23 protein-coding genes are annotated in these 24,900 nt (G+C 47.1%); 9 read left to right on the top strand and 14 right to left on the bottom strand.

Annotation, left to right across the window (positions count from 1 at the left end; genetic code table 11):
- Positions 1 to 34 precede the first annotated feature (34 nt).
- Together UNITIG_RS13445 and UNITIG_RS13440 are read left to right on the top strand one after the other, a co-directional pair.
- The gene (locus tag UNITIG_RS13445) at positions 35 to 2,254 is read left to right on the top strand and encodes a molybdopterin oxidoreductase family protein (protein WP_101758843.1); all 2,220 of its coding nucleotides are present in this window, start codon (positions 35 to 37) and stop codon (positions 2,252 to 2,254) included.
- A 73-nt stretch (positions 2,255 to 2,327) separates the two neighbouring features.
- Entirely contained in the window at positions 2,328 to 4,223 is a 1,896-nt protein-coding gene (locus UNITIG_RS13440) for a DmsC/YnfH family molybdoenzyme membrane anchor subunit (protein ID WP_101758842.1), read from the top strand.
- Between the two features lie 100 nt (positions 4,224 to 4,323).
- Here the strand turns inward: UNITIG_RS13440 and UNITIG_RS13435 are convergent, their stop codons facing one another.
- Entirely contained in the window at positions 4,324 to 4,989 is a 666-nt protein-coding gene (locus UNITIG_RS13435) for a TetR family transcriptional regulator (RefSeq protein ID WP_101758841.1), read from the bottom strand.
- 111 nt (positions 4,990 to 5,100) lie between these two features.
- Between UNITIG_RS13435 and UNITIG_RS13430 the strand changes: the two genes are divergently transcribed.
- Entirely contained in the window at positions 5,101 to 6,303 is a 1,203-nt protein-coding gene (locus tag UNITIG_RS13430) for an alkane 1-monooxygenase (protein WP_101759283.1), read from the top strand.
- 246 nt (positions 6,304 to 6,549) lie between these two features.
- Complete coding sequence (locus tag UNITIG_RS13425; protein WP_101758840.1) at positions 6,550 to 7,200, top strand: hypothetical protein; 651 nt, start codon at positions 6,550 to 6,552, stop codon at positions 7,198 to 7,200.
- Between the two features lie 48 nt (positions 7,201 to 7,248).
- On the opposite strand, the gene UNITIG_RS13420 is transcribed toward UNITIG_RS13425, so the two are convergent.
- The 4 genes from UNITIG_RS13420 to UNITIG_RS25110 form a co-directional block, all read right to left on the bottom strand.
- On the bottom strand, positions 7,249 to 7,806 hold the full coding sequence (locus UNITIG_RS13420) for a hypothetical protein (RefSeq protein WP_101758839.1): 558 nt from the start codon (positions 7,804 to 7,806) through the stop codon (positions 7,249 to 7,251).
- Between the two features lie 109 nt (positions 7,807 to 7,915).
- Positions 7,916 to 8,956: a Rieske 2Fe-2S domain-containing protein gene (locus UNITIG_RS13415; RefSeq protein ID WP_101758838.1), complete on the bottom strand. Its 1,041-nt coding sequence runs from the start codon at positions 8,954 to 8,956 to the stop codon at positions 7,916 to 7,918.
- 648 nt (positions 8,957 to 9,604) lie between these two features.
- Complete coding sequence (locus UNITIG_RS13410; RefSeq protein ID WP_101758837.1) at positions 9,605 to 10,258, bottom strand: sulfotransferase; 654 nt, start codon at positions 10,256 to 10,258, stop codon at positions 9,605 to 9,607.
- Positions 10,183 to 10,842 carry a sulfotransferase gene (locus UNITIG_RS25110; protein ID WP_101758836.1) on the bottom strand — a complete coding sequence of 220 codons (660 nt, stop codon included), beginning with the start codon at positions 10,840 to 10,842 and terminating at the stop codon, positions 10,183 to 10,185. The genes UNITIG_RS13410 and UNITIG_RS25110 overlap by 76 nt, the downstream gene beginning before the upstream one ends.
- Positions 10,843 to 10,862: 20 nt before the next feature.
- Between UNITIG_RS25110 and UNITIG_RS13400 the strand changes: the two genes are divergently transcribed.
- On the top strand, positions 10,863 to 11,549 hold the full coding sequence (locus UNITIG_RS13400) for a TetR/AcrR family transcriptional regulator (protein ID WP_101758835.1): 687 nt from the start codon (positions 10,863 to 10,865) through the stop codon (positions 11,547 to 11,549).
- A gap of 395 nt (positions 11,550 to 11,944) precedes the next feature.
- Here the strand turns inward: UNITIG_RS13400 and UNITIG_RS13395 are convergent, their stop codons facing one another.
- The 4 genes from UNITIG_RS13395 to UNITIG_RS13380 all read right to left on the bottom strand — a co-directional run bounded on the left by UNITIG_RS13395 (position 11,945) and on the right by UNITIG_RS13380 (position 15,332).
- Positions 11,945 to 13,114 (bottom strand): lipid-transfer protein, encoded by a 1,170-nt coding sequence (locus tag UNITIG_RS13395; protein ID WP_101758834.1) that lies wholly within the window; start codon positions 13,112 to 13,114, stop codon positions 11,945 to 11,947.
- Positions 13,115 to 13,126: 12 nt separating this feature from the next.
- Positions 13,127 to 13,549, bottom strand: coding sequence for a MaoC/PaaZ C-terminal domain-containing protein (locus tag UNITIG_RS13390; protein ID WP_235015387.1), 423 nt, complete (start codon positions 13,547 to 13,549; stop codon positions 13,127 to 13,129).
- An 11-nt stretch (positions 13,550 to 13,560) separates the two neighbouring features.
- Positions 13,561 to 14,529, bottom strand: a complete 969-nt coding sequence (locus UNITIG_RS13385; protein ID WP_101758832.1) for a bifunctional MaoC family dehydratase N-terminal/OB-fold nucleic acid binding domain-containing protein — start codon at positions 14,527 to 14,529, stop codon at positions 13,561 to 13,563.
- 98 nt (positions 14,530 to 14,627) lie between these two features.
- Positions 14,628 to 15,332 carry a TetR/AcrR family transcriptional regulator gene (locus UNITIG_RS13380; RefSeq protein ID WP_101758831.1) on the bottom strand — a complete coding sequence of 235 codons (705 nt, stop codon included), beginning with the start codon at positions 15,330 to 15,332 and terminating at the stop codon, positions 14,628 to 14,630.
- 288 nt (positions 15,333 to 15,620) lie between these two features.
- Between UNITIG_RS13380 and UNITIG_RS13375 the strand changes: the two genes are divergently transcribed.
- The 4 genes from UNITIG_RS13375 to UNITIG_RS13365 all read left to right on the top strand — a co-directional run bounded on the left by UNITIG_RS13375 (position 15,621) and on the right by UNITIG_RS13365 (position 19,680).
- The gene (locus UNITIG_RS13375) at positions 15,621 to 16,529 is read left to right on the top strand and encodes an acyl-CoA dehydrogenase family protein (protein ID WP_235015386.1); all 909 of its coding nucleotides are present in this window, start codon (positions 15,621 to 15,623) and stop codon (positions 16,527 to 16,529) included.
- Positions 16,502 to 16,816, top strand: coding sequence for an acyl-CoA dehydrogenase family protein (locus UNITIG_RS24380; RefSeq protein ID WP_235015385.1), 315 nt, complete (start codon positions 16,502 to 16,504; stop codon positions 16,814 to 16,816). The genes UNITIG_RS13375 and UNITIG_RS24380 overlap by 28 nt, the downstream gene beginning before the upstream one ends.
- A 75-nt stretch (positions 16,817 to 16,891) precedes the next feature.
- Positions 16,892 to 18,034 (top strand): acyl-CoA dehydrogenase family protein, encoded by a 1,143-nt coding sequence (locus tag UNITIG_RS13370; protein WP_101758830.1) that lies wholly within the window; start codon positions 16,892 to 16,894, stop codon positions 18,032 to 18,034.
- Positions 18,035 to 18,120: 86 nt separating this feature from the next.
- Positions 18,121 to 19,680, top strand: a complete 1,560-nt coding sequence (locus UNITIG_RS13365; RefSeq protein ID WP_101758829.1) for a long-chain-fatty-acid--CoA ligase — start codon at positions 18,121 to 18,123, stop codon at positions 19,678 to 19,680.
- Positions 19,681 to 20,357: 677 nt separating this feature from the next.
- Here the strand turns inward: UNITIG_RS13365 and UNITIG_RS13360 are convergent.
- From UNITIG_RS13360 to trmY, 5 genes are all read right to left on the bottom strand, one after another.
- Positions 20,358 to 21,119 carry an ABC transporter permease gene (locus UNITIG_RS13360; RefSeq protein ID WP_101758828.1) on the bottom strand — a complete coding sequence of 254 codons (762 nt, stop codon included), beginning with the start codon at positions 21,117 to 21,119 and terminating at the stop codon, positions 20,358 to 20,360.
- Entirely contained in the window at positions 21,116 to 22,042 is a 927-nt protein-coding gene (locus tag UNITIG_RS13355; protein ID WP_101758827.1) for an ABC transporter ATP-binding protein, read from the bottom strand. The genes UNITIG_RS13360 and UNITIG_RS13355 overlap by 4 nt, the downstream gene beginning before the upstream one ends.
- 47 nt (positions 22,043 to 22,089) lie before the next feature.
- A complete protein-coding gene (locus UNITIG_RS13350; protein ID WP_101758826.1) occupies positions 22,090 to 22,953 on the bottom strand; it encodes an MliC family protein in 864 nt (287 codons plus the stop codon).
- A gap of 65 nt (positions 22,954 to 23,018) precedes the next feature.
- A complete protein-coding gene (locus tag UNITIG_RS13345) occupies positions 23,019 to 24,224 on the bottom strand; it encodes an SAM-dependent methyltransferase (RefSeq protein WP_101758825.1) in 1,206 nt (401 codons plus the stop codon).
- A 37-nt stretch (positions 24,225 to 24,261) separates the two neighbouring features.
- Positions 24,262 to 24,855 (bottom strand): tRNA (pseudouridine(54)-N(1))-methyltransferase TrmY, encoded by a 594-nt coding sequence (gene trmY, locus UNITIG_RS13340; protein WP_101758824.1) that lies wholly within the window; start codon positions 24,853 to 24,855, stop codon positions 24,262 to 24,264.
- Positions 24,856 to 24,900: the final 45 nt, after the last annotated feature.

The following is a 24,900-nucleotide window of genomic DNA, read 5'->3' as shown; positions in this document are numbered from 1 at the left end:
CTAAAAACCAATTATTTAATCAGGGTTGTCATTCATGTTATTTGGTCGCCGTAAGAAAAATCCAATTAAGTTACCTGATAAAGGTGTCGTCGATTGGAAATACGCCACTTGTGGCTATTGCTCTACCGGCTGTGCGATTGAAGTAGGCATTGATAAAAATGGCAAAGCAGTAACTACCCGCGGTGTAGCTGATGCACCGGTCAATAAAGGCAAACTCTGTATCAAAGGCTTAACCGAAGCGGCTATTTTTGAAGCCAAAGGTCGCGGCACAGACCCGTTGATTCGCGATGATTTTACCCAAGCCTGGCAAACCACTGACTGGGATACCGCCTTTAATAAAACGGCGGCTGAGTTTAAACGCATTCAAGATAAATACGGGCGCGACTCGGTAGCTGTCGTTTCCACCGGACAAATTTTAACAGAAGAATTTTACACCTTGGGCAAACTGACCCGCGGTCTAATCGGTACTAATAATTACGATGGCAATACCACGCTCTGCATGGCTTCTGCCGTATCCGGTTACAAACGGTCTTTCGGCTCCGACGGCCCGCCGGGCTGCTATGATGATTTTGATACCACCGAATGTTTACTAGCCTTTGGCTCCAATCTTCCTGAACAGCATCCGATTATTTACTGGCGCTTAAAAGAAGCACTGGAAAAACGTAAATTCCCGGTCATTGTGGTCGACCCCCGTGTCACTATGTTTGCCCAATTTGCTGATATTCATTTACCTATTACACCCGGCACCGATCTGGTATTACTTAACGCCTTGGCCCATGTCATTTTAAAAGAAGGCCTGGAAGATCGCGCCTATATTCAAGCGAGCTGTAACGGCGCTGAAGAATTTTCAAAGCTGGTTGAACAATACGACCCTGAAACAGCAGCCGGCATTACCGGTATTGATGCAGACATGATTCGCAAAGTAGCGCGCATCTATGCCAATGCAGGTGTTGCTATGAGTATTTGGACAATGGGTATTAACCAAAGCACCCACGGCTCTGATGGTGTGTCTGCGATTAATAATTTGAATTTAATTACTGGCAATATCGGTAAACCCGGCGGCACCTCCTTATCGATCACCGGCCAGTGTAATGCCATGGGTACCCGTGAATGGTCTTCTTGTTCAGGCCTACCCGGCTACCGCGCGTTAGAAAACGAACAGCACCGCGAAGAGATTGGAAAATACTGGGGCGTTGACCCAGAGTTTTTTCCCAAAAAACGCGGCATGTTTATGACCGATATTTTTCCCGCTATTGAACGTGGTGAAATAAAAGCGTTGTGGTTGGTCGCAACCAATCCAATGACGTCTATGGCTGATACTGGTCGCATCCGCAGAATTATGGCGCAGTTAGAATTTTGTGTAGTGCAGGATGCCTATGCCGATGTCGAAGCTAATCAATATGCTCATGTGTTTTTCCCCGCTTCTGTATGGGCAGAAAAATCCGGTTGCTTTACCAATACTGAACGGCGCGTCAATCTGGTAACACCAGTGAAATCACCACTTGCTAACTCTATGCCTGATTTATGGATCTTTAATCAGCTGGCCAAACGCTGGGATGGCTATGCCAATATGAGCTTTCCGGAAGACAGTTCAGATGTATTTGATGAAATGAAGTTTCTGTCCAAGGGCGACGGCGAAACCGTTAGCGATAAAGGGGCTAATGGCGCCGACAGAATGTTAAACATCTCTGGCATGAGTCATGAAAAAATTCTGCAGCAACGCGGTATTCAATGGCCTATGCGTGAAGGAGATGAAACGGGTGACCCGCGCTTATATACCGATGGCGTGTTCCAGTTTGCCGACGGCAAAGCCAAGCTATTAGCCCTGCCGTGGACCGACAATAACGAAAAGCCCAGCGCAGAATTCCCTTTTTGGTTAAACAGCGGCCGGGTAGTGGAACATTTTCACACCCGTACCCGTACGGGCAAAGTCGGCAACTGTAATAAATTCAGCCCCACACCGTATATGGAAATCAACCCCGATGCCGCCGCTAAACTGGGCATTGCCAATATGGAATATGTGAAACTGGTTTCACCCCGTGGCGACGCAGTGGTAATGGCGCAATTAACTCAACGTATCCCCAGAGACATGGTGTTTATTCCGTTTCACTATCACGATTGTGTGAACCGTTTATCGCTGGGCTTATTAGATCCACATTCGCGCCAACCGGCCTTTAAACAATGTTCGGTGCGGGTAGAAAAAACTGACCAGCAAGCAGCAGCAGAATTAAATGTAAAAATGCGCGCCTTTTAATCTGGCTCATTTTGCATTTTTGTCTGACTTATTTTTACTGGGCAATACACACTGGATAATGTAGTAACTGATTATGACTGTAGAATTATTTGATCCTATTGAAAAAAAGCGTTCATCTACCTCGCTTTTTCCATTGCGCGATAATGAACCGGAATATGCCAAACTAAAAGATATTGAGAGCGACACTCACAATCGCTACGGCAATCTTATCGAACTAGCTCAACTGGAAGATACCGTCAGCTTGAATATCAATGGCGTCGATGAAATTGGTTTTAATATCAATCGCAACAAACAACACGCTTTTCACTTTACCGCTGACAACTGTATCGGCTGTCACGCTTGCGAATCGGCTTGTAGTGAAAAAAATGATTTACCCGCACATATCAGTTTTCGCTCAGTCGGTTATGTAGAAGGCGGTAGTTATCCAGACTACACCCGCATGAATATTTCCATGGCCTGTAATCACTGTGATGATCCGGTGTGTTTGAAAGGCTGCCCGACTCGCGCTTATACCAAACACGAAGAATACGGCGCAGTGATTCAGGACCCGGATATTTGTTTTGGCTGCGGTTACTGCACCTGGGTTTGTCCTTACAACGCACCGCAATTAGACCCCGTTGCCGGTCAAGTTGAAAAATGTAATATGTGCGTAGATCGCTTGGAAGTCGGCTTAAAGCCAGCCTGTGTTTCTGCCTGCCTGGGTAATGCGCTGAATTTTGGCGTGGTCGAAAACATGCCGGAAAATCGCGATCACATAGACACCTGTATTCCCGGCTTCCCTAGCCCGGAAATCTCCAAACCCAATATTCGCTTTCAACAAACTAAAGCTATGCCTGACGAAGTCACTCGCACAGACTCTATGCCAGTGAAATACAAAAAAGATGGCAACGGCAATTACCAGCCAATGGTCGATCAAAAAACCGGATTGAAAAAATCATGGAACCTGGCTCGATTAAGCAGCCGGGAAAACCCCTTGGTTATTTTCACTCTAAGTAGTCAAGCTGCCATTGGTTTATTCATCACTTTATTTTTCGGAAAATTATTGGGTGTTGAAGCACTCGCTACCGTCGCCAACTCTGATATATATATTCCACTGCTAGCATTAGCCGTTGGCCTGATTGCATTGGGCTTGTTAATGTCCACCGTTCACCTGGGTAAACCCATGCGTTTTTATCGCGGCTTCAATAACCTGCGCCACTCGCCAGTTGCACGGGAAGGCTTGGGCATTGTTATATTTATGGCTTGTGTTGGCTTGCATTTATTGGCATCACTACCAAGTAATTTTTTTGCAGTTGAACTGCTGCCCATACTGGCTGAATTCAGTAGCATCGCCCAAGTTATCGCTTTTATTTTTGCTGCCTTAGCTGTCCCGGCAGGCTTGGTTGCGCTGTACTATATGTACCGCTGCTACCGCATCAAAGCGCGGCCGTTTTGGGATCACTGGCATACCGCCGCCAGTTTCTTTGGCACCATGTTAAATCTGGGTGCCGTAGTTATCGCTGCCATTTCAGTACCGGTGTTTTTATTCCTGGACGAATCAGTCAACAGCTTATTGAGCACCCTCGCCGTACTAATGACTGCCGGTCTGTCACTGGAAGCAGTAGGACTTTATACCCATCATAAAGATTTATCCGCCGCCAACCATGAAGGTGCCGCTTCGCATTATATTCAGCGCACTACTTTTGGTAATACTTATCTGTTGAGAAATATCTTGATCGGTTTAAATTTAGTCGCGGTGATGGGTCTTGGAATATGGGGCAGCGATTCGGTATTCAGTTTAACGCTGTGGTCGCTATTGGCACTTTCGATGATCGCCAGTGCATTAATTGGTCGCGCACTGTTTTATGTTCTAGTAGTACCAACCACGATGCCCGGTGCGTTCTTTTGGAAAAATAAAGGATTTGAGCAACATGCTCGGGATATTGGTCTAGCGGATATGCCGCAGGTTGGGGTAGCGCCGTTGCATTGATGGCTAGAGGCTAGAGGCTAGAGGCTAGAGGCTAGAAATTATTGAGTACTGACTTTCATTTTTTATCAAAGTTTTGATTTCTTAGGGGGGATTGCCAGCTTTACAAACCTGCTAGCGCGGCAGCACCTAATAATAATAACGCCAGCTGCTGTTCAAGTTCTGCCGCCAATTCAGCCATACCTTCACTGTCATTTTTATTCATATCCAGCACATTGGGCAGGGTACTAAATGCCAGCGAGATACTCATACTGACCACGCGATGTAATTGTTCAATCGGCATATCGGGTAAGCCTCGCTCTTGCCAGGCCTGTACTAATAACTGCTCTGTCAGCGCAATCTCATGACCAATCGCTGCGCGCATTTTTTTTGAACTCCCCGCTTGCTCACGGGCGATCATCACAAATACATCCCGCTGCTCTACGACAAAAGTCAGAAAAACTTCCACCGTACTGTGTACACGCGCCTGCATCTCCCCATCCGAACTGACTGCCGCCAATTGTGTGCGTAGCTTTTCACAAGACTCGTGAATCAAGGTTAAACCCAGCTCTTCCATACCGGGAAAATGACGATAAAAGGCAGTTGGGCTAACACCGATACGACGAGTAATTTCCCTCAGGCTGAGGCCAGCCAAGCCACCACGATCTTCTGCAACCAGCGATAACGCGGCCTTTAGCAGCTTATCCCTAGTGTTTTTCCGCTTGGTGGGTGCTTGAGAGGTGAGAGTGGTATCAGTCATGGCGGCGATATTAACACAGCCAACAGTCAAAAATAGTTGTTTACAAGCGTTAACTTATTTGTTTACATGCGTAAACTTATTAGTGCACAAGTGTTAACAAATTCCTGGCAGCTTATTATTTACCTGTATCGGAGCAACCACATGACTACCGCCAATGCCCTCATCCAAAAGCGCCCGCTATGGCTACTAAGCCTGCTGATGCCAACATTACCCTTTGTCAGTTACGCACTCGTAACCGCTAGCGGCAACCCGTTGTTTTGGTGGCTGAGCGTTATTTACGCAACCTTGCTTATTCCTCTACTCGACTTCCTGCTCGGCGAAAATTCGATTAACCCCAGCGACGAGGTAAACGCTAGCCTTGTTAACGATGTGTTCTATCAGCGCATTGTTTACTGCTACCCGCTGCTGCAGTGGTTAGCACTGGGGTTTGGGGTGTGGGTAGCAGCCTCGGCATTACTACATGGCTGGGACTGGTTGGCATGGGCACTAACCTTTGGCGCTATCAATGGCTACGGCATCAATGCCGCCCATGAGCTCGGCCACAAACGTGGCAAGCTGGGGCAGTGGCTGGCAAAGATCACTTTAATGCCCAGTTTTTATGGCCACTTTCTGGTGGAACATAACCGCGGTCACCACGTTAAAGTCGCCACCCCTGAGGATCCGGCCAGCGCTAAGCTAGGTGAAAGCTTCTGGCGTTTTTTACCGCGTACTATTTTCGGTAGCCTGCGTTCAGCCTGGCAGCTCGAAAAACAAAAACTCAACCGTCAACAACGTTCAGTTTGGCATTGGCGCAATGAAAACCTTCAGGGCTGGGCTGGCTCCTTATTAATACTATTGCTAGCCCTTGGCGTTGGTGGCTGGTGGACAGCGCTGTGGTTTCTCGCCCAAGCCTGGCAAGCAATTTCGCTGCTGGAGGTGATTAACTATATTGAGCACTATGGCTTGAAACGCCAGCGGCTGGACAACGGCCGCTATGAAAAATGTTCACCGCTGCATTCGTGGAATAGCAATACCGTTTATAGCAATATCACATTGTTCCAGCTACAACGGCACTCTGACCACCACGCCAACCCGACGCGTCCCTACCAATTACTGCGGCATTTTGATCAAAGCCCGCAACTGCCATCAGGCTATGCTGCAATGATACTGCTGGCTTATATTCCAGCTCTTTGGTTTCGAGTGATGGATAAGCGGGTGCTTGCGCACTATGACGGCGATCGCAGTCTGGCGAATGAATATTTGAAAAATGATGGGTACAAGCTGCCAGATAAAAATGGAATTTTCGCGATGACCCGGCAAGGGATGGATTTGTTGCGGCAGCAATGGCAGATGCTTAAGGGTTGATGGTTGTCGGAGGTTGCCCGACTCCTTTTAGGGGAGAAAAAATCAACGGCATGAATCGCTTTGCGATTCACTAAAAAACCATCGAGTTAACTCTTTAATTAATGTACACGCAATGATCAATTAATATTCGTCACCCCATTATAATCAGCCAGTTGAAGTATGAATTTAATTTCAGCAATGAATGTTTGTTTTTGAATCTATTGCTATATATTATTGCCAACATTAAATAATAAGGAAAACCTTGAAATGCCCACCAAATTGATTAAGTACGCCCTATTAATAACCATCACTACACTGTTAGGCGCTTGCGCCTCTTTTCATAACGAGGAAATACCAGTAGTAGAATCTATGCCAGACGTATCCACCTATGAAAACAAACCCAAGGTGTATGTGGATTTAAAATTCTTCTTTGGCGACCCCAATAACTCTAGCGCTACGGAAATAACCCAAACCAAAGATAAACTAAAACCTGTTATTGAAAATTATCTCAAAAATAGCGGGTTATTCTCTGAGTTCACTTTCGACAAATTCAAACAAGAAGAAATGGACTACACCTTACAATTACACTTTTATAACCACGGTGAGATGGGTGCGGCGGCGGTATCAGGTTTTATTACTGGATTTACCTTTGGCGTAATCCCTGGAGCCGCGACAGACAATTTTACGCTTAAATCAGAATTAAAAGATAATACATCTTCTCTGTTAGCGCTCCAGAACACCGACTCCATGACTACCTGGATTGGCATTTGGTTTATTCCTATGATGGCCAATGACCCTGGCTCTACTTCACAGAAAGTACTGATCAACCAGATAAAAACGGTTATCAGCGAGATGATTGAAAAAGAGCAGCTAAAATACTCGTTACTGGATTTATTAAGCAATCAGGCAACGCTATAGAAAAAACAGTTTAAGGCCGTAGAAATACGGCCTTATTGCTAAAAAAATCTAATCAGCCAGCACCTTTATAAAATCCGCGTCGCCGTACAATTTACCCAGCAACTCTTCAACCATCATAGGATAATTACTAGACGCAGCTGGTATGGCTATGGCCCCAACAAATGATGAGTTCCACTGCCTAGTGACAGTGAATGTTTTTTTATAAATATCAGCTCCATCCTCAATCACACTGAATTCAATACTGATTAGACCATTACCGGTAACGAAGCCTTCAGCATTTATTTCATTCCGGAAAACAACCGCGTCAATCACTTTATTAGCGTCAGCCCTAAGCAATCCCGCCTTTTCCAATTCAAACTCAAGTGCGTACCGCAAGTAATCAATTACATTTTTTCCATGCGGTGATTTTAATGGGTTAGTGCGAATACTAATGCGTTTAACTCCAGCCGTAGCTGCGCTAAATTTTCCAACCGCAACACCACTGGAGTCTATTTTCTTCAATTGTTTCACATTTTCAACAGACCCTTCATAAATTGGTGCATTGGTACCACAAGCGGAAATCAATAACACAACCAAGCAAACACTTACTATTTTTATTCTATTCATAAATAAACTCTACTCACCTCATTCACAGTTATTGTATTGACTTTGCAGCTTATAGAATAACCAGTATTAAATTTTTAATTAATATAAATATTTTTGCTCAAAGTTAACACTAATTTTTAGAACCTTTAGCCATTGGTAGCGTCGGCACACCAAGGAGTTCAGCCTGCTGGACTAAATTAACCAAATCCGACTCAGCATAAAACTGCCGGAACCATTTTCTAAATTGGGCGATAGGACCATCGCCATCGCACAAGGCAGGTTCGGTGCGAAAGGTTTTATGATTCCAGATGGGAATGTCCTGCTCGACCTGGCGCACTACTTCATCAACATAAGCATCCAGCATAAAAAGTTCACCCGCGTCGGTGGTATCTTTAAGCACAAAAGCAAAACGCATGTGCAAGCTATCGCTATCAATTGGCGTAATTAAACCCAGCATAAAGCTTTCGAACATGCCGCTAAAGTGTTGCCAGGTATGTCCGGGGCCGCTATTTGCCGTCAGCATTTTAATTTCAAAACGCTCAGGGCCATCGGGGTCAGTGCCAGGAAGATAGCCATCGAAATAGGCCGAGCGCTGGTGGCCCGCATACTCCACTGTTGGCTTAGGCATATGTTCACTGCCATGCACAAAAACAAAATGTGCCTGATCCGCTGCATTCTCAGCTGTTTCCTGTACCGCCGTATTAACAATCCACTCATACTTGCGGTACGTCGGTAGCCAACTACCATCCTGAATCAGTTGATGCTCTTCAACCTCAAACAAAGGCTCAACGCGCTCGGGGTGATACCAAAACCACACCACACCATTGGCCTCTACTACCGGATAGTGAAACAAACTACTGACACCCACAATTTTTTTCGGTATCGCTTTCGCATAAGGAATCGCTGCGCAGTGACCCTCGCCATTAAATTGCCAACCATGAAAAGGACAACTGATATATTCGCCAATGACTAACCCACCATGTCCAATATGGGCGCCGAGGTGTGGGCAATAAGCCTCGCTGACTGAGGCGGTGCCACTCTCGGTGCGATATAACACCAGCTCTTGTCCTAGGTACTTTACTGGTTTTACTTCAGCTACCGCTATTTCGTCGCTGTAGGCAATGCAGTACCAACCGAAGGGGATGGGGAGGTGGTGGCGTTTGGTGGTCATAGGAATTCCTTTTTCGCTTGGGTTTTAACGGGTTAAACCGGGCGATGTTTATTATTTTAATTTTTATGAGTGGGGAGTTTAGCCTTTTATGCTTTAGGAATCACTTTGTGATTTATTGGGGGTTTTTGGAGGGGTTTTAAGTTTGATCTGACCCCACTTTTTTCTCCTTGTCATTCCCGCCTTCGCGGGAATCAAGTGCTACGGAGTTCATATTTTCTATTTATGTCGGAGTTAAATTTTAAGTTAAAATTTCTTGGGTAGTTTGTCGGAGTTGCCCGACAGCAAGTCACTTCTTCTTTATTCGCTTTACTCACCCTGCGGGTACACTGCGCTACTCACAAATTGCACTGCAATTTGGACGACCTATAGGTCGCCCGCAGGGTGAAAATATTCCCCAGTGTATTTGAGTCACAAATTGCACTGCAATTTGGACGACCTTTAGGTCGCCCGCAAGGGCGAAAATACGCCTTAGCGTATTTGAGTCAAACATTCGTTTGCCCTAAGGCCCGTTATTTTCCTCCGTTGCTCGACTCCTTTTAGGGGAATAAAGTCAAAGGCATGAATCGCTTTGCGCTTCACTGAAAATTAATTAGATAATTCTTTGGGCAGGATATTTGTATTGATCAATAAATATTCGTTACGACCCCTTTAATCCTTTAATCCAAATCGCTGGCAATAATCGCTAAAGAGTGGGCCATGTTTATCTCGGTTTAAACCGAATTGCTCCAGGGTGTAATGATGTTTACCGTGTTTTTCCCGTGGCCGATTGTCCAGGTAGTGCTGCATAGCGGAACGGGCAATGTCGGTAAATTCAAAATCAAAATGGCGGTAGATTTTTTCTATCTCCGCGATGGGATCACGGATAATGTCGCTGAACTGCACATCGAAGAAGCGGCTCTCCCGATCCGGCATAGCCTCGCGTTGCGCCATACCGCGCTTTATCATTTCGGCAAAATATTCTACTTCCGACAGGCCGACGGCTATGGGATCGATATCATCACTAAAGGCGCTGTGCAGGGTGCAGGCAAGGCTGGCGGTAGAGCCCATTACATCCATGGGCGCGCGGTGAGTTTGAACAATGGCCGCGTCGGGGTACTGATTGACGATGCTGTCAAGGTAGGCGAGGTGGGGCGGGGTTTTCAGTACCCAGCGTTCTTTCATATAATCCACCTGCAGGTGCTGCAGAAAGTGGTAGTGCCACTGGTAAGCCGCGCCCATGTCCTGGTCTAGCGCCCAGCGGCGATAGCCCGGTATGAAAAAGCTGGCGCCATATTGATCAGAGATAAAATGGGAGGCCAGCATCGCAATGCACTCCTGGGCAATTCGGCACCGATTGCGTGAATAGCTTTGAAACCCGGTGCCAGCATTTCCGTTTGTTGCAGGATCTTATCCACTACGGGGATTCGCGGGTCGGTTGTGAATGTCTGCAACTGTGCCGGCGGTATGGGTTGCGATACCTCCCAGCTCATCGGTGCGCGGTGGGCCGGATCCTGCGCCAATAATTCATAGAGGATGGTGGTGCCGGTGCGCGGCAGACCCAGCACAAAGAGCGGGCGCTTGATAAGTTGCTCCGCGACGACGGGGCGTTGTTTGCGATAGTCAGTTAACTGCAGACGTATCTTCAGATTGTCGAGCAACATGCCATGAGCAGCGATGCGGCCAATCGTCGATAACCTTGCCTCGTTTTCTAAAGCTGCGGTGAGTCTATCAAGGCCCAACCGGAAGCTGTCATCTCCAAAGTCGCTGAGCCCGGTCTGCTTTTGTGCCTTGACGATTAACTTCTCCGGAGCGAGCGAAGGCGCAGACAGCCCTAGCTGGCGAGGCACCCGGCCCAATCGATTGATCAGCTTGATAGAGACAGGTTGCTGGGGTGATGGATACGACACTTTAATCCTCCGGGGTATTTATGAACAGCGTTACAATATATAATTATGTAACACCGTTCATAAAGTCAATAAAAAACCTGAAGATGACAAAAAAGAAATCTGGCCGCCCGCCCCAAACCAGTCGGGAAGACATCCTTAACACCGCTATGCTTATTCTCCGGGAGGGTGAGGGAGCATTTACTATCCGCAGCTTGGCCCAGCGCCTAGGAACGGCACCCACCTCAATCTACAACTACTTCAGAAACAAGGACGATCTGCTTGCCGAGCTGGCGGCATTGGCGCTAAAAGACATGGCTGTAGATTGTGCAGCAGATCGCTGGGACATCGCCATAAGAGATTGGATGAACCGCTCTTTGGCATTGATGGTCAAGGGCCCGGAGCTGATGCAGTTGATCGCCCTGGTCGCGTCGTCTGCCGCCATTGTGACCAAGCTGGAAGAATTGGCTGGACTAATTCAGCAGGCGGGACTTGCGGAGGAAGATGCTGCGCGGCAGGCTCAGAGCCTGTTGTGGGAGGTAGTGGGTTTTGCGGTACTGCAACTGGGTGCGAGTGATTCGGTGGTGGTGGAGCGTAACCGCGCGGTATGGAATGACCCCGTCTATGCGAACTTCGGTAAGTATATGGCTGTTGATCATTTCGAGGCTCTGTGGTGTGCGACGGTGGACCGTTCGATTGCCGGGATTGCAGCGTTAAAGGCTTCGGGGTAATTGTAGTTATGGTTTTTTGTTTGAGTTTTTTTGATTTTAAGTTTTGATTGCTTGGGTAGTTTAAACTTAATGATTAAACTGCGGCATAGGTATAGAAATAATCACTCCGTAGCTCTGGATGATTCGCTCCGCTGAGCCTGCCCCGTGAAGCGTTTTAGGTACACCCTGCGGGCCCCCTTGAATAAAACAGGCGTTCAACGCACTTCGTGCTTTTGTCCCGATCGGGGTCGGGAATGACAATTTAGATACGAAGGGGTTGTACCCGATGGAATTCACTTTTCTTAGTCTCATTTTTTGAAAAATGAAGTAACTTGCCGCCGGGCGAAACCGGCAAACAATAAAAAAAGGGCCGCAATAGCAGCCCCCAAACTTCCCCCGAAAAAAACCAACCCAACCTACATCTTCCCAAGTATCGCTCCACCCGTAGGCACACCAACACCGGAAGTCACCAACGCGTGATTCACATCTTTCTTCGGTTGATTAACCGAAGTCCCACGCACCAACCGCGTTGCTTCAACAATACCGTTAACACCATGAATATACGCTTCTGATAATTGCCCACCATGCGTATTACAAGGTAAGCGACCGTCCAAACGTAAATTACCAGCGTTGACAAAATCTGCGGCCTCGCCTTTTTCTGCAAAGCCCCAACTTTCTAATTGCCATAACACAATCGGCGTAAACGCATCGTAAATAACAGCGGCGTCAATATCGTCTACGGTTAAACCTGATTGCTCGTACGCTACCCGAGCACCAACATCCATTGACGGAATGGCGGCGATTTCATCGCGGTAGAACGAGGTCATGGATTCCATATTGGCGGCGGCACACTGGCCTACGCCTTTAATGGATACACCGCCGTTTTTGCAATCTTTGGCTTTGTCGGAACGGGTAATGACTACCGCTGAAGCACCATCAGATTCCAAGCAGCAATCGTATAATTTTAATGGACCAACGATTTTTTTCTGCGCATCGTATTCAGCGCGATCAAAAGGATGGCCATGAAACATTGCTGCTGGATTTGAGGCACCGTGTTGCCGAGTGGTGTAGGCAATTTCAAACAATGCTTCTTGTACTCTCTCTCTACCGGCCAGGTGCATATAGCGTTCGGAATACATGGATACCCATGACGCCGGTGTCATTAAACCTGAAGGTGTATACCACCCCCAGTGAATGGCATCGGAGGTGGTGATTTCACCGGAAACGCCTTCTGAAAAACGGTGTCCTGAACGGCCGTTTAAACCGCGATAGCAGACCACGGTTTCACACATGCCGGAAGCAATTGCCATCACCGCCTGGTGAATCAAACCGGTTGCTGCGCCACCGCCGTGAGGGACGCGTGAGTAAAACGTAATGTCACCAATACCGACGGCACGGGCTAATTCGATTTCGTCGGTGGTGTCCATGGTGAAGGTGGTCATGCCATCGACATCGGAAGGTTTTAAACCGGCATCATCGAGTGCCGCTTTAACCGCTTCTGCTGAAAGTTGTAATTCAGAACGCCCGGAATTTTTTGAAAACTCGGTACTGCCAATACCGACAATTGCAGCTTTATCTTTAACCATGCTATGCGCTCCTTATTGCGGTAATTGTATTTTTACAGTGCCGGCCATATGCATGCCCCACACATTATTTTCACCAACGACTTCGATATCAACGGTGTTACTGGCGTCGTCTTTGGCTTTTACTTCACCGACCAAGGTCATCACAAAACCGGGTAAGTTAGGCGCACCTAATTTCAAATCGATTTTTTTAACGGTGGCATCAACGCCGGCCCAGTTGGTGACATAGCTACCCATTAAACCATTGCTGGTTAAGATGTTCATAAACACATCAGGCAGGCCGCCAGCTTGAGCGGCTTTTTTATCATGATGCACGGTAGTGAAATCACGGGAGGCAATAGCGCCACCGACAATCAGCGATGAAGTAATCGGAATTTCTGTACTCGGTAATTTATCGCCAACATTAACACTGACGAAGGATACGGTTGTAGTTGTCATCATCACTCCCCTTATTTCACTACACGGAAGACGGGTAGCATGGTTTTTTCATCAACCTGCTCCACTGCGCCTTTCACTTTCATGCCAATCACTACATCTTCGTAATCAATATCTACGATATTGGCGACCAGACGCGTACCTTCTGCTAAGGAAATAACACCGACTATGCAGGGGTATTGATAACCCGGAACTTTAGGATAATGCAGTGTGGTGAAACTGAAAATTTCACCGTCCAGTGTCGACTCAATGGAATCCCATTCGATTGACTGACACTCACCACACATTGGCCGAGGCGGATGACGTAACGTCTGACACGATTTGCAGCGCTGAATTAATACTTTGCCTTCATCGCAGGCATTCCACCACCAACCATTGTCGTGACCCCGTGGTGCATGAATGCGCGCTGGTGTTGCCGGTGCGCTGTCATCAGCGGTACTTGCAGCAGCGCTATTGCTGTCATTGGGAATAAATTTTAATACCCGGAACACCTGACGACCCACTTCTTCACCTAATTGATCAGTAAAGGTAGCGACGGTTTCAATAAAATAACCAATGCCGCGAGCAGTGGCTTTTTGTTCGGAAATATTATCGATAATGGTATGGGCGGTTACCGCATCACCCGGTTTTAAATCGCGGAAGAACTCAGTGGAGGTGTTAGTGCCGAGTACACCGGTAAAACCGTTTTCATCAAATACACTATGTAATTCGCGCTGTACATCTTTAGCCGGATTTGCCGCCATCGGGTAGCCTTCCATACTCCAGGCTTGCAACATCGCTGGCGGGGCAATGATGCCGCCTTTGCTGGTTGTCGCTGCAAACTCGGCATCAGTGTAGATACCCAGTTCGTCACCCATGATTTCAGCCCACTGCCGAATCATCGCCGGGTTGACATCGTCATTGCCTTGTTTTGGTGGCCCGTTTTCACGGCCTACATAGGCGTAAATTTTTGCTTCAAACGCTTTGGTTTCTTCAGGAGTCATGCTGCCGTCCTAATCGTTAGTAAAATGATTAATGGTAAAACGCTAGCCAGTGATGACGATGCAATCTGCATCAAACCGTTAGCATTCCCCACCCAAACTTAATTTTTTCTACGCCTTACTTTTTCCAAATTAGCGGTGTAATTTAATTTTTCGGAAGGTGGATTTTCCAAAAACAAACCGCGATAAAAAATAACGGTAATTAATTCTGCCATTTGCTCGGCATCCAGAGCCTCTGCCACCAGCACTGGCTCGCGATTGATATAGTAATCCCGCAATACCATTTCGCCAGTGCCCGCCAGCGTAAAGGCCACCATCATCGACTGATGCTCTGACATCGCCGCTTCCGGGAATAACTTGGGCATTTGCCGGGTTAACCAGCTCAACTGCTCAATAAAATTTTGTCGCAGCAAACCCGAGAAGTCTTCATCTTCGTCCGCCAGCTGCAACAAACAGCGCATAATGCCAGGCCGCTCCGCATAAGAGTGCACTACCAAACGGTTGTGGGCCAGCATACGCTCATACCAGTCGCCCTTGGGCACATCTTTCTCAATGTCTTCCAATTGCAGCGAATGGGACACAAAATCACCCAGCACTTCCAGAGTCAAACTCTTTAAGTCTTTGAAATAATGGTAAAAAAGCCCAGATGCCACTCCGGCCTCGGCGGTCACATCAACAATCCGCATCTTGTGATAGCCCACCTGCTCCATCACCCGCAACGCAGCACTCTTGAGCTTGGCTCTGGCCTTCTCACCCTTGGCGCTTTTTACTGTTGTCGCTGATTTTTTAGCTGCCGCAGAAGCCATTAGCCATCACCCTAAAAGCCTGAATGTGCACTACCATCAACGGTAGCCACCACGATTCAGACAAAAATTAACCGCTGGAAAGCGATTATTGTTGAAATTGAATTCAAATTCAATATTATATGATCCTATTCACCGGTGCAACGTATCAACTACTGCAAACGATGCACTTTGAATAAGCCGGCAGGTATCAACAATACCGCCATGCTTTGGGTCAACAGCAAGCGCTAACCCACCAAATCACGTGCCGTCAGCCAGTTGAGCTGACGCCATTTAATGAGAAGGCAAACCATGATTATCGACTATACCGACGACCAAAAAGCACTGCGCAAGAAACTGCGCGACTACTTTAGCCAGTTGATTACCCCGGATATCGCCGATCAACTTCGCAATCCCGCCAATGCTGAAGGCGGCGATCTGTACAAGCAGATCATTCGCCAAATGGGCGCGGATGGATGGCTGGCGATTGGCTGGCCCAAGGAATACGGCGGCCAGGGCGCGACTACTGCCGAGCAACTGATGTTCTTTGAAGAGGCCTTATTAGCAGGGGCACCCATTCCTTTCGTGACCCTGAATACTGTCGGGCCCGCGTTAATGGACTACGGCACCGAAGAAATGAAGCAGCGCTTTTTGCCTGGTATCGCCTCCGGTGAAACCCATTTTGCGATTGGTTACTCCGAGCCCAATGCCGGTACCGATCTGGCGGCACTTAGCACCACTGCCACCCTCGATCCTGACGACAACGATTATTACCTGATCAACGGCACCAAGGTGTTCACCTCTGCCGCCGAATCCGCGGACTATGTGTGGCTGGCCACACGTACTACTCCAGACGTGCGCCACAAAGGGGTGACGATGTTTGTCGTTGATGCCAAAGACCCCGGCTTTTCTATTGCGCCTATCCACACAGTCGGTAGCGTCCGCACCAATATGAGTTACTACAACAATGTGCGCGTACATAAATCGATGATGATTGGTGAACTCGATAAAGGCTGGGGCTTGATTATGTCGCAGCTTAACCACGAGCGCGTCGGCTTAGCGGCATGGGGCATCCAGGGGTGGAAATTATTTCAGCGCACTCTTAACTGGGCACGCACCGAAAGCACTCAAGCCCACAACAAGGGCCAGCGCCCGATTGATGAACCCGAATTCAAGCCAACCTCGCCGAAGCCATGGCGCGACTTGAGGCCATGCGCGTAATGAACGCCCGGATGGCCTGGGATTTGGATAAGGGCAATATGAACCCGGCATTGGCCTCAGCGCTAAAAGTATTTTCGACCGAAGGATTGGTATCAATTTGCCAATTATTAATGGAATCCATTGGCCCCAATACTTTGGTTAGAGCGGGCTCCAGCGCTGCAGCTTTGTATGGCGATTTGGAACACGAGTACCGGCGCTGCCAGATCAATACTTTCGGCGGCGGCATTAACGAATTGCAGCGCGGCATTGTTGCCAACTTTGGTTTGGGTATGCCCCGCCACCGTTAATCAACGAATAGATAGTCGTTAATATCACCGCCTGTTGGCGGATGTGAATACACAATAGAGAAAGAGACCAAGCTTATGGACTTTTCATTTTCAGCAGACCAAATCGCCATCCGCGATCTGGCACAACAAATTTTTACTGACAGCGCCACCGACGAATTTTTATTAAGTTTTGATCGCAACGACGATGTCTACGATAACACCTTATGGAAAACACTGGGCGAGCAGGGTTTGCTCGGCATTACCATTCCGGAAGAATTTGGCGGCACCGGTTTAGGTTTAACCGAACTGTGCATGCTACTGGAAGAGCAAGGTCGCCGGGTGGCACCGATTCCATTATTTGCCAGCCTGGTATTGGGTGCGCTACCCATTATTGAATTCGGCAGCACGGCGCAAAAAGAAAAATACCTGACACCGTTAGCCAGCGGCGATAAAAAACTGACCGCGGCTATTTCCGAACTCGGCGTCAGTCAGGCTGCCGCAGGCCGTATCAATGCCAGCCAAAAAGGTGAGCAGTGGATTTTAAATGGGCAGCTGGATTTTGTTGTCGACGGTTTGTATGCCGATGCCATTCTAGTCCCAGCCACCAACAGCGATGGCAAACAAACGGTATTTATTATCGATAGTGAACAACTGGCATTAACCGGCCAACAATCCAGCTTAGGTTTAAAAGAAGCGTCTATTACGCTTAATAATGTAACCGTCAACAGCGACGCCGTACTTGGCAATGCTGGCGACGGCGAATCAATTTTAGCCTGGCTGGAACTGCGGGCAGAATTAGCCCTGTGTGCACAACAAGTCGGCATTACCGAAGAAGCGGTAAAACGTACTGCCGAGTTTACCTGCGAGCGTAAACAATTTGGCGCACCGATTGGCTCCTTTCAAGCAGTGGCCATGCAAGCAGCAGATGCCTACATCGATGTTGAAGCCATTCGTTCCAGCTATTGGTTAGCACTGTATAAAATTGAATCTGCACAGGACGCTCGCTCAGAAGTACGCATCGCCAAATGGTATGCCGCCGAAGCGGGACATCGCGTGGTGTACCGTACCCAGCATTTGCACGGCGGTATTGGCGCTGATATTGAATACCCCATTCACCGTTATTTTTTGTGGGCCAAACATGTCGGTATGATCCTCGGCGGTCGTAGCGTACAAATTGAAAAACTGGGAGCATTACTGGCCAGCGATGACAGCATTGGCCTGCAGTCGCTGCGCGTATAATTGATCATTTTTATTGACTGTAAAGGGTTGCTTCGGCAACCCTTTTTCCATTTTAAAAAACACCAAGCTTGCGACTGGAAACACTTATGAAAACAAATATCGGCCAACTACTCAGCAAACGTGCACAGATAAACGCCAACGGCGAAGCTTTTGTGGAAGTAGAGCGTGGTCGCCGCTTTACTTTTGCCGAATTGAATCAGCGCAGCAATCGCATTGCCAATACCTTATTAGCGCAAGGTATCAAACCGGGGGATAGTATTGCCACGCTAATGAAAAACGGTATCGAATTTATTGAAAGTTACTTTGCCATTGCCAAAATTGGCGCGGTCATGGTGCCGGTCAACTGGCGCCTGGTCGCCAATGAAATTGCTTTTATTGTTGGCGATTCCGGCGCTATCACTTTACTTTATGATGCCGACTTTGACGATACCGTTGCCCAAGTGCAAACAAACAAGGAGGTGGCGATTCAACATTTTGTACGCATCAATGCGATTGCCAGCACCGCAGCATTAGCCAGCTTTGCACAAGATTATGATCAGTTATGCGCGGCCGCTTCTACGCAGGAGCCAACCATCGGAGCTTACGACCAAGACTTATTATTTATTATGTATACGTCGGGAACTACCGGCCTACCCAAAGGGGCGATGCACAGCCACGAAGGCATGTTGTGGTCGCAACTCACCAGCATGTCGACGTCGGATATGCGCAGCGATGACCGTTTTTTATTACCGCTACCGATGTTTCATGTCGGCTGTTTGTCGCCGGTATCATTGCTCGTGCACCGCGGCGGTACTGGCATTGTGATGCGCGATGTGGATATGGCGCTAATGTTAAAAGCCATCTGTGAAGAAAAAGTTACCATTACTTCACTGGTTCCTGCCTTATTGCAATTTATGTTGATGACACCGGAAATAAAGCAATACGATATTTCCAGCATCCGTTGGATCGCCGTAGGCGCAGCACCGGTACCTGTTTCATTATTAAAACAGTATGAAACACTGGGTATCGCTATTCCACAAGCCTATGGCCTCACCGAATCCTGCGGCCCGGGCACCTTATTATTAGCGCAAGATGCCGAACGCAAAGCCGGCTCCATCGGCAAAACACAAATGCATACCGAATCGAAAGTCGTCAAAGACAATGGCGAAGAAGTGACACCCGGTGGCGGCGAAGTGGGCGAGCTGATATTAAGCGGCAAACACATGATGCTGGGTTACTGGAATAAACCTGAAGCCACCGCCGAAACCTTAAAAGATGGCTGGCTCTATACCGGTGATTTATGCACGGTGGACGAAGAAGGTTTTATTTATATTTGTGATCGTAAAAAAGACATGATCATTTCTGGCGGTGAGAATATTTATCCCGCTGAATTGGAAAATACTTTAGCTGCCTGCCCCGAAGTTCAGGAAGCAGCCATTATTGGCATCCCTTCAGAAAAATGGGGTGAAACGCCGCTGGCGATTATTGTTGCAGCACCGGGCACTTCACCTACCGCTGAATCGATTAAAGCTTATTGCAAAGCCAATTTAGCGGGCTATAAAGTGCCGCAACTTTATCAATTTATCGATGCCCTGCCGCGCAACCCTTCCGGTAAAATCCTCAAACCGCAGTTGCGAAAACAGTTTCCAGACCCTGCGCCGTTTTAATCACATCCCCTTCAGGTTGATGCCTGGTATCAACCTGAAGGCCCTTCCTAAATCACTCTGAATATTGTTGGATCAAGTGTAGTGTTGCTATCACCGGTTGAACCCAAAACCCAAAACCGCCTTTGCTAGCGTCACAACCTTGGGTGGCACGGAGCGGGGTCAGACCAAGAATTTTACGTAGTTAGTAAAATTTTGCTCTGACCCCTGCTAGAAACCGTTGGCACGATCTTCGTTAGAAAACCTCTTTCAGGTACTCCGGTTCAACAAAGTATCGATTTGACCATCACTTTGAATACGCATGGTACCAATAGTTTCTTAGAGGCAGGTCTAACATTTTCGATATGCGTTCAGTTTTGTTTTTTTATTTTCAGTGAATCGCAACGCGATTCATGTCCCTGACTTTCTTCCCCTAAAAGGAGTCGAGCAACGGAGGAAATTTGCGGCCCTTAGAGCGACCGAATGTTTGATTCAAATACGCTAAGGCGTTTTATTATTAACTGTACCCCGAAGGAGGCGACAACCGGGGTGCAATGTCTTCTTGGTTACTTCTGCTTTGAGCAAGCAAAGAAGAAGTGACTTGCTGTCGGGCAACCCCGACATACTGCTTAAAAACAACAACACTAAAACATTAAGCATGAAAACAAAAATCGAAGTATGTAGCTCTGGGCCTGACAACATCACGACCTAATTTTATACCCCGTTTTAAAAACCCAGGCCACCACGCCGATACAAACCACCAAAAAAACCCCAATCATCCCTAGACTAATACCGACACTAACATCAGATACACCGTAAAAACTCCAGCGAAAACCGCTAATCAAATACACCACGGGGTTAAGCAGGGCAATTTTTTGCCACAGCGGTGGCAACATTGAAATAGAGTAAAAACTACCGCCAAGAAACGTCAAGGGCATAATAATCATCAGCGGGATAATTTGTAATTTCTCAAAACCATCAGCCCAAATACCAATAATAAAACCAAATAAACTGAAAGTTAAAGCGGTCAGCAGTAAAAAGGCCAGCATCCAAAATGGATGCTCTATTTGATAATCCACAAATAATTTGGCCGTTGCCAAAATAAGCAAGCCCAACAACGTAGATTTAGTCGCCGCTGCACCCACATAACCCATCACCACTTCTACCATCGACACTGGGGCCGATAGCAGCTCATAGATCGCGCCAGAATATTTAGGGAAATAAATACCGAAAGAGGCATTTGAAATACTCTCTGACAACAGTGACAACATCAGCAAGCCAGGAATAATAAAGGCACCATAGCTAACCCCATCAATCTCACCCATACGTGAACCGATGGCGGCACCAAATACCACGAAGTATAGCGAAGTTGAAATCACCGGCGAGATAATGCTCTGTGTCAATGTACGGAACCAGCGCGCCATTTCAAACCGGTAAATAGCACGAACCGCGTAAATATTCATGATTTCACCTTCACTAAATCAACAAAAATATCTTCCAAAGTACTTTCACTGGAATGTAAATTTTTAAAATCGATACCACACTGATCCAGATGTTTCAGCAAGGCCGCAATGCCATTCTGCTCACTCTGTACATCAAAGGTATACAACAACGAGTTACCGTCTTCTATTAACTCCAGTGAGTACGCTTCAAACCCTGCCGGGATAGTGTCCAAGGGGGTTTGCAACTGCAAGGTCAACTGCTTTTTCCCCAGCTTGTTCATTAGCGTTGATTTTTCTTCAACCAGAATAATCTCACCTTTGTTGATCACGCCAATCCGATCGGCCATTTCTTCGGCCTCTTCAATATAATGGGTGGTTAAAATAATGGTCACGCCCTGAGCACGTAAGCCGCGTACCATTTCCCACATATCCCGGCGCAGCTCGACATCAACACCGGCGGTGGGTTCATCCAAAAATAAAATTTCCGGCTCATGGGATAACGCTTTGGCAATCATTACCCGTCGCTTCATACCACCAGACAATGTCATAACTGTGGCATGACGTTTTTCCCACAGGGATAAATCGCGCAGGATTTTTTCTACAAAGGTCGGGTTGCGCGGCTTACCAAATAAGCCACGGCTAAAATTAACGGTTGCCCAGACGGTTTCAAAACCATCTGTTAATAATTCCTGTGGCACCAAGCCGATTTTTGCTCTTGCCAAACGGTAGTCTGTAACCACATTATGACCGTCTGCCAGCACTGTGCCTGACGTGGGATTAACCAAGCCACACACAATACCTATCAAAGTGGTTTTACCTGCACCATTAGGGCCGAGCAGAGCAAATATTTCACCGCGATGAATATCGAGATCAACGTTGTTTAACGCTTGAAAATGGGGCTCATATATTTTACTCAAGCCCCGAATAGAAATGACAGATTGCACATTAACACCCTATGGTTATTTCCTGTACCACACATTTTTCAAACTATTTATAACTGGCAGCGCATTACTGGTGCTTGATAGCCCCAAACTATTTGCGCTTCACCCTGATGCTCCCGGAAACTTTCATTACCGCCTTGATAGAAACTGCCACTGGCAGCCGGTTGCCGATACATTAAGGAAACACTGTCACCATGCTCTGCAATTAAGGTCGCCGGCACGGTTTCAAAATACGTTACCACCACTTCTTTAGCGGGATTGTTGTCACAGCTAAAACGGTAGGGGCCGTTACTCGCCACTAATCTATAACGTGCTTGCAGTTCAGCGATGCGATGTTGATATTCGGTAGTAATACACTGGTTTTTATCCTCTGCTTTCCAGCAATCGTTGCGTCCTTTAATCCAGCCTCGTTGTTCGGCTTTCAATACCGGCGGCTGTTCATTGCCTGCTTTTGCAGTGGCTGCTGCATAGACCTGAGCCAGACTGCGGTCGAGTGCCGCTAACGTTTCATCTGCGCAGACCAGTGCTTCAATACTACCTTCCCTAACACCATTACAAACGAAAGATGGCGAAGCTGAAGTGAGACGCGATTGAATGCGCTGGTCAATATAGCTACACCACTCTGAACTCGCTCGTGCCGGCAGGGAAGCATCACCACGCAGACCTAATTTAAATTCCACCACTGATTTCCATTCATCCGAACCCACGTCGGGACCATGGCCCTGCCCATCTCCACTAACCACGCTTTTTTCAACTGACTGAAACCACTCATTGGTACAAAGCGATGCAGCGCTGACACTAGTTTTATCACTTTCTGTACAGGCTATTAACAGCACTATAAAAGGCAGGCTAAAAAATACTGTGCGTATACCAGTGTAGTTTTTTCCACTAATAAACCTTGGCTTAATCGGCATAATAATCTCCTGTACGGTGTTTAATTTACTATTACTTCCTATTAAGTCTAAATGGTGACACACTCTTATTCAGCACTACTTTCCAATAAGGTTTCCAGACAATGCTGCTCAATACCATAAAAAGTTTTTATCTCCGCAATTTGTTGCAACACAGCTTCGGTATCAGTGGACTGTTTATTTTTTACCGCCAAAATCATTTTATTTTTATTGGTATGTTCCAAACTGATAAATTCAAACACCTTGGTAGTGTAGCCATTGGCCTCCAGCAATAATGCCCGCAGCGAATCGGTCACCATTTCCGCCTGCTGCCCTAAGTGTACACCGTACTTCAACATCGGTTGCAACAGCGATGGACTGGCCATTTGTGGGCGTATTTGTTTATGGCAACAAGGCGAGCACATAATAATAGAAGCCTGGGCACGAATACCGTAGTGAATGGCATAGTCGGTAGCCGTATCACAAGCATGCAGGGCAATCATGACATCGGTATGTTGCGGGGCATGGGTTTGCACATCACCGCAGACAAACTGTAAGCCGCCATGATCCAAGGTATTGGCAATATTATTACAAAGCTCTGCAAGGTTGGCGCGCAACTCTACCCCGGTCACTGCGGCTGAATTCTGTAATTCATTGGCTAAATAGTCGTGGATAGCAAAGGTGAGATAACCTTTACCTGAACCAAAATCAACTACGTTTAATGCTTGCTCTGTGTTCAACCCGGAATTTTCAAGCGCCTGACTAAATACTTCTATAAACTTATTGATCTGTTTCCATTTTTTCGACATGGATGGAATTAATTGCTGCTGTTTATCAGTAACCCCCAAGGCGGTCAGGAATGGTCTGTTGATATCAACGAAGCGTTTTTTGTGGCGGTTATGATCGGCACTTTTCGTACCTTGATGGTCACTGCTCACAGAAGCTTTATGCGTGTGTAGCGACACTTTTCCCTTCTTGGAAATTTCCAGTTGTATAGTTTCAGAAGCGGTTGATAAATGCGCGCTTTTAAAGTCACTACTCATTAACTCGCTGACCAAACTCAAGGCTTCGTCGGGGCTATAATTTTTAGTAATGTCCCGGGTTTTATAGCTATACACAAAGGACAGTGTTAATTGCTGGCGTAAGTTAATCAACCGAATGGTGATTCTTTGTAAGTCTTTTTCGTCACCGCGGTATTTACTGAGCAACAACCTTTCCAGACGTTGCCTGCTGATAGCGTCTTTCAGTATATTGATGAAAGTGGTTAATGTTTCGTCGCTACTTAATGTGGACATAAGTCGTTATCTGTTGAAGGGTATAACCATTAGTAGATCAGCAAAGATCCAGCTCATTATGTATCAATACCACACACTGGGACGCAAATAGCATGGTAGGGCCCACGCTGATTTTTTCTGTTCCCAAGCGCTTTAAACTGTTGAAGCTTTTTTTGGGCATGGGGATATGATCAGTTAATAAAAAACAGGGCTTATCTGAAAATTGTTGTTCTCGAATAGCCGCACCTTTTTTGTCCATCATATAGAGCTGGTGATCATTAGCCAGCTCAGCGACCAGTTTTTCAAAGCTGATGGTGCGAACGGCAATGCCGGGCTCTACAGTCCTGTACTCTTCTTTGCTTAGCCCCTTTGATAAATCCAGCGCTCTGGCAATTTTATTGAGTAAGGCCTGCTCGTGAAAGCCACCGATATCGCGCAATTCATTGGAAGTAAACGTGATGGTACGGGAATAATCCTGAGTGCTTTCCAATATCAGATGCACAACTACATCCGGGCGATGGGACTGTGCCACAAAGATGGCATTCATCAAGGTATGCGCCAAAATTTCGGTATGCGCATCCTGACCCACCGCCGCTAATAACTGCTGACTGTCGGTGGGGGCGGCTCGGGCTCGCAAAACAAAAGTGCGCATGGAAAGGTTATCTACTAGTCAGTTGGATCGATTGCTCAAGGCCTT

This window comes from Oceanicoccus sp. KOV_DT_Chl (assembly GCF_900120175.1).
GTDB lineage: Bacteria > Pseudomonadota > Gammaproteobacteria > Pseudomonadales > Dasaniaceae > Oceanicoccus.
This window is presented reverse-complemented; position numbering and strand designations above follow the sequence as displayed.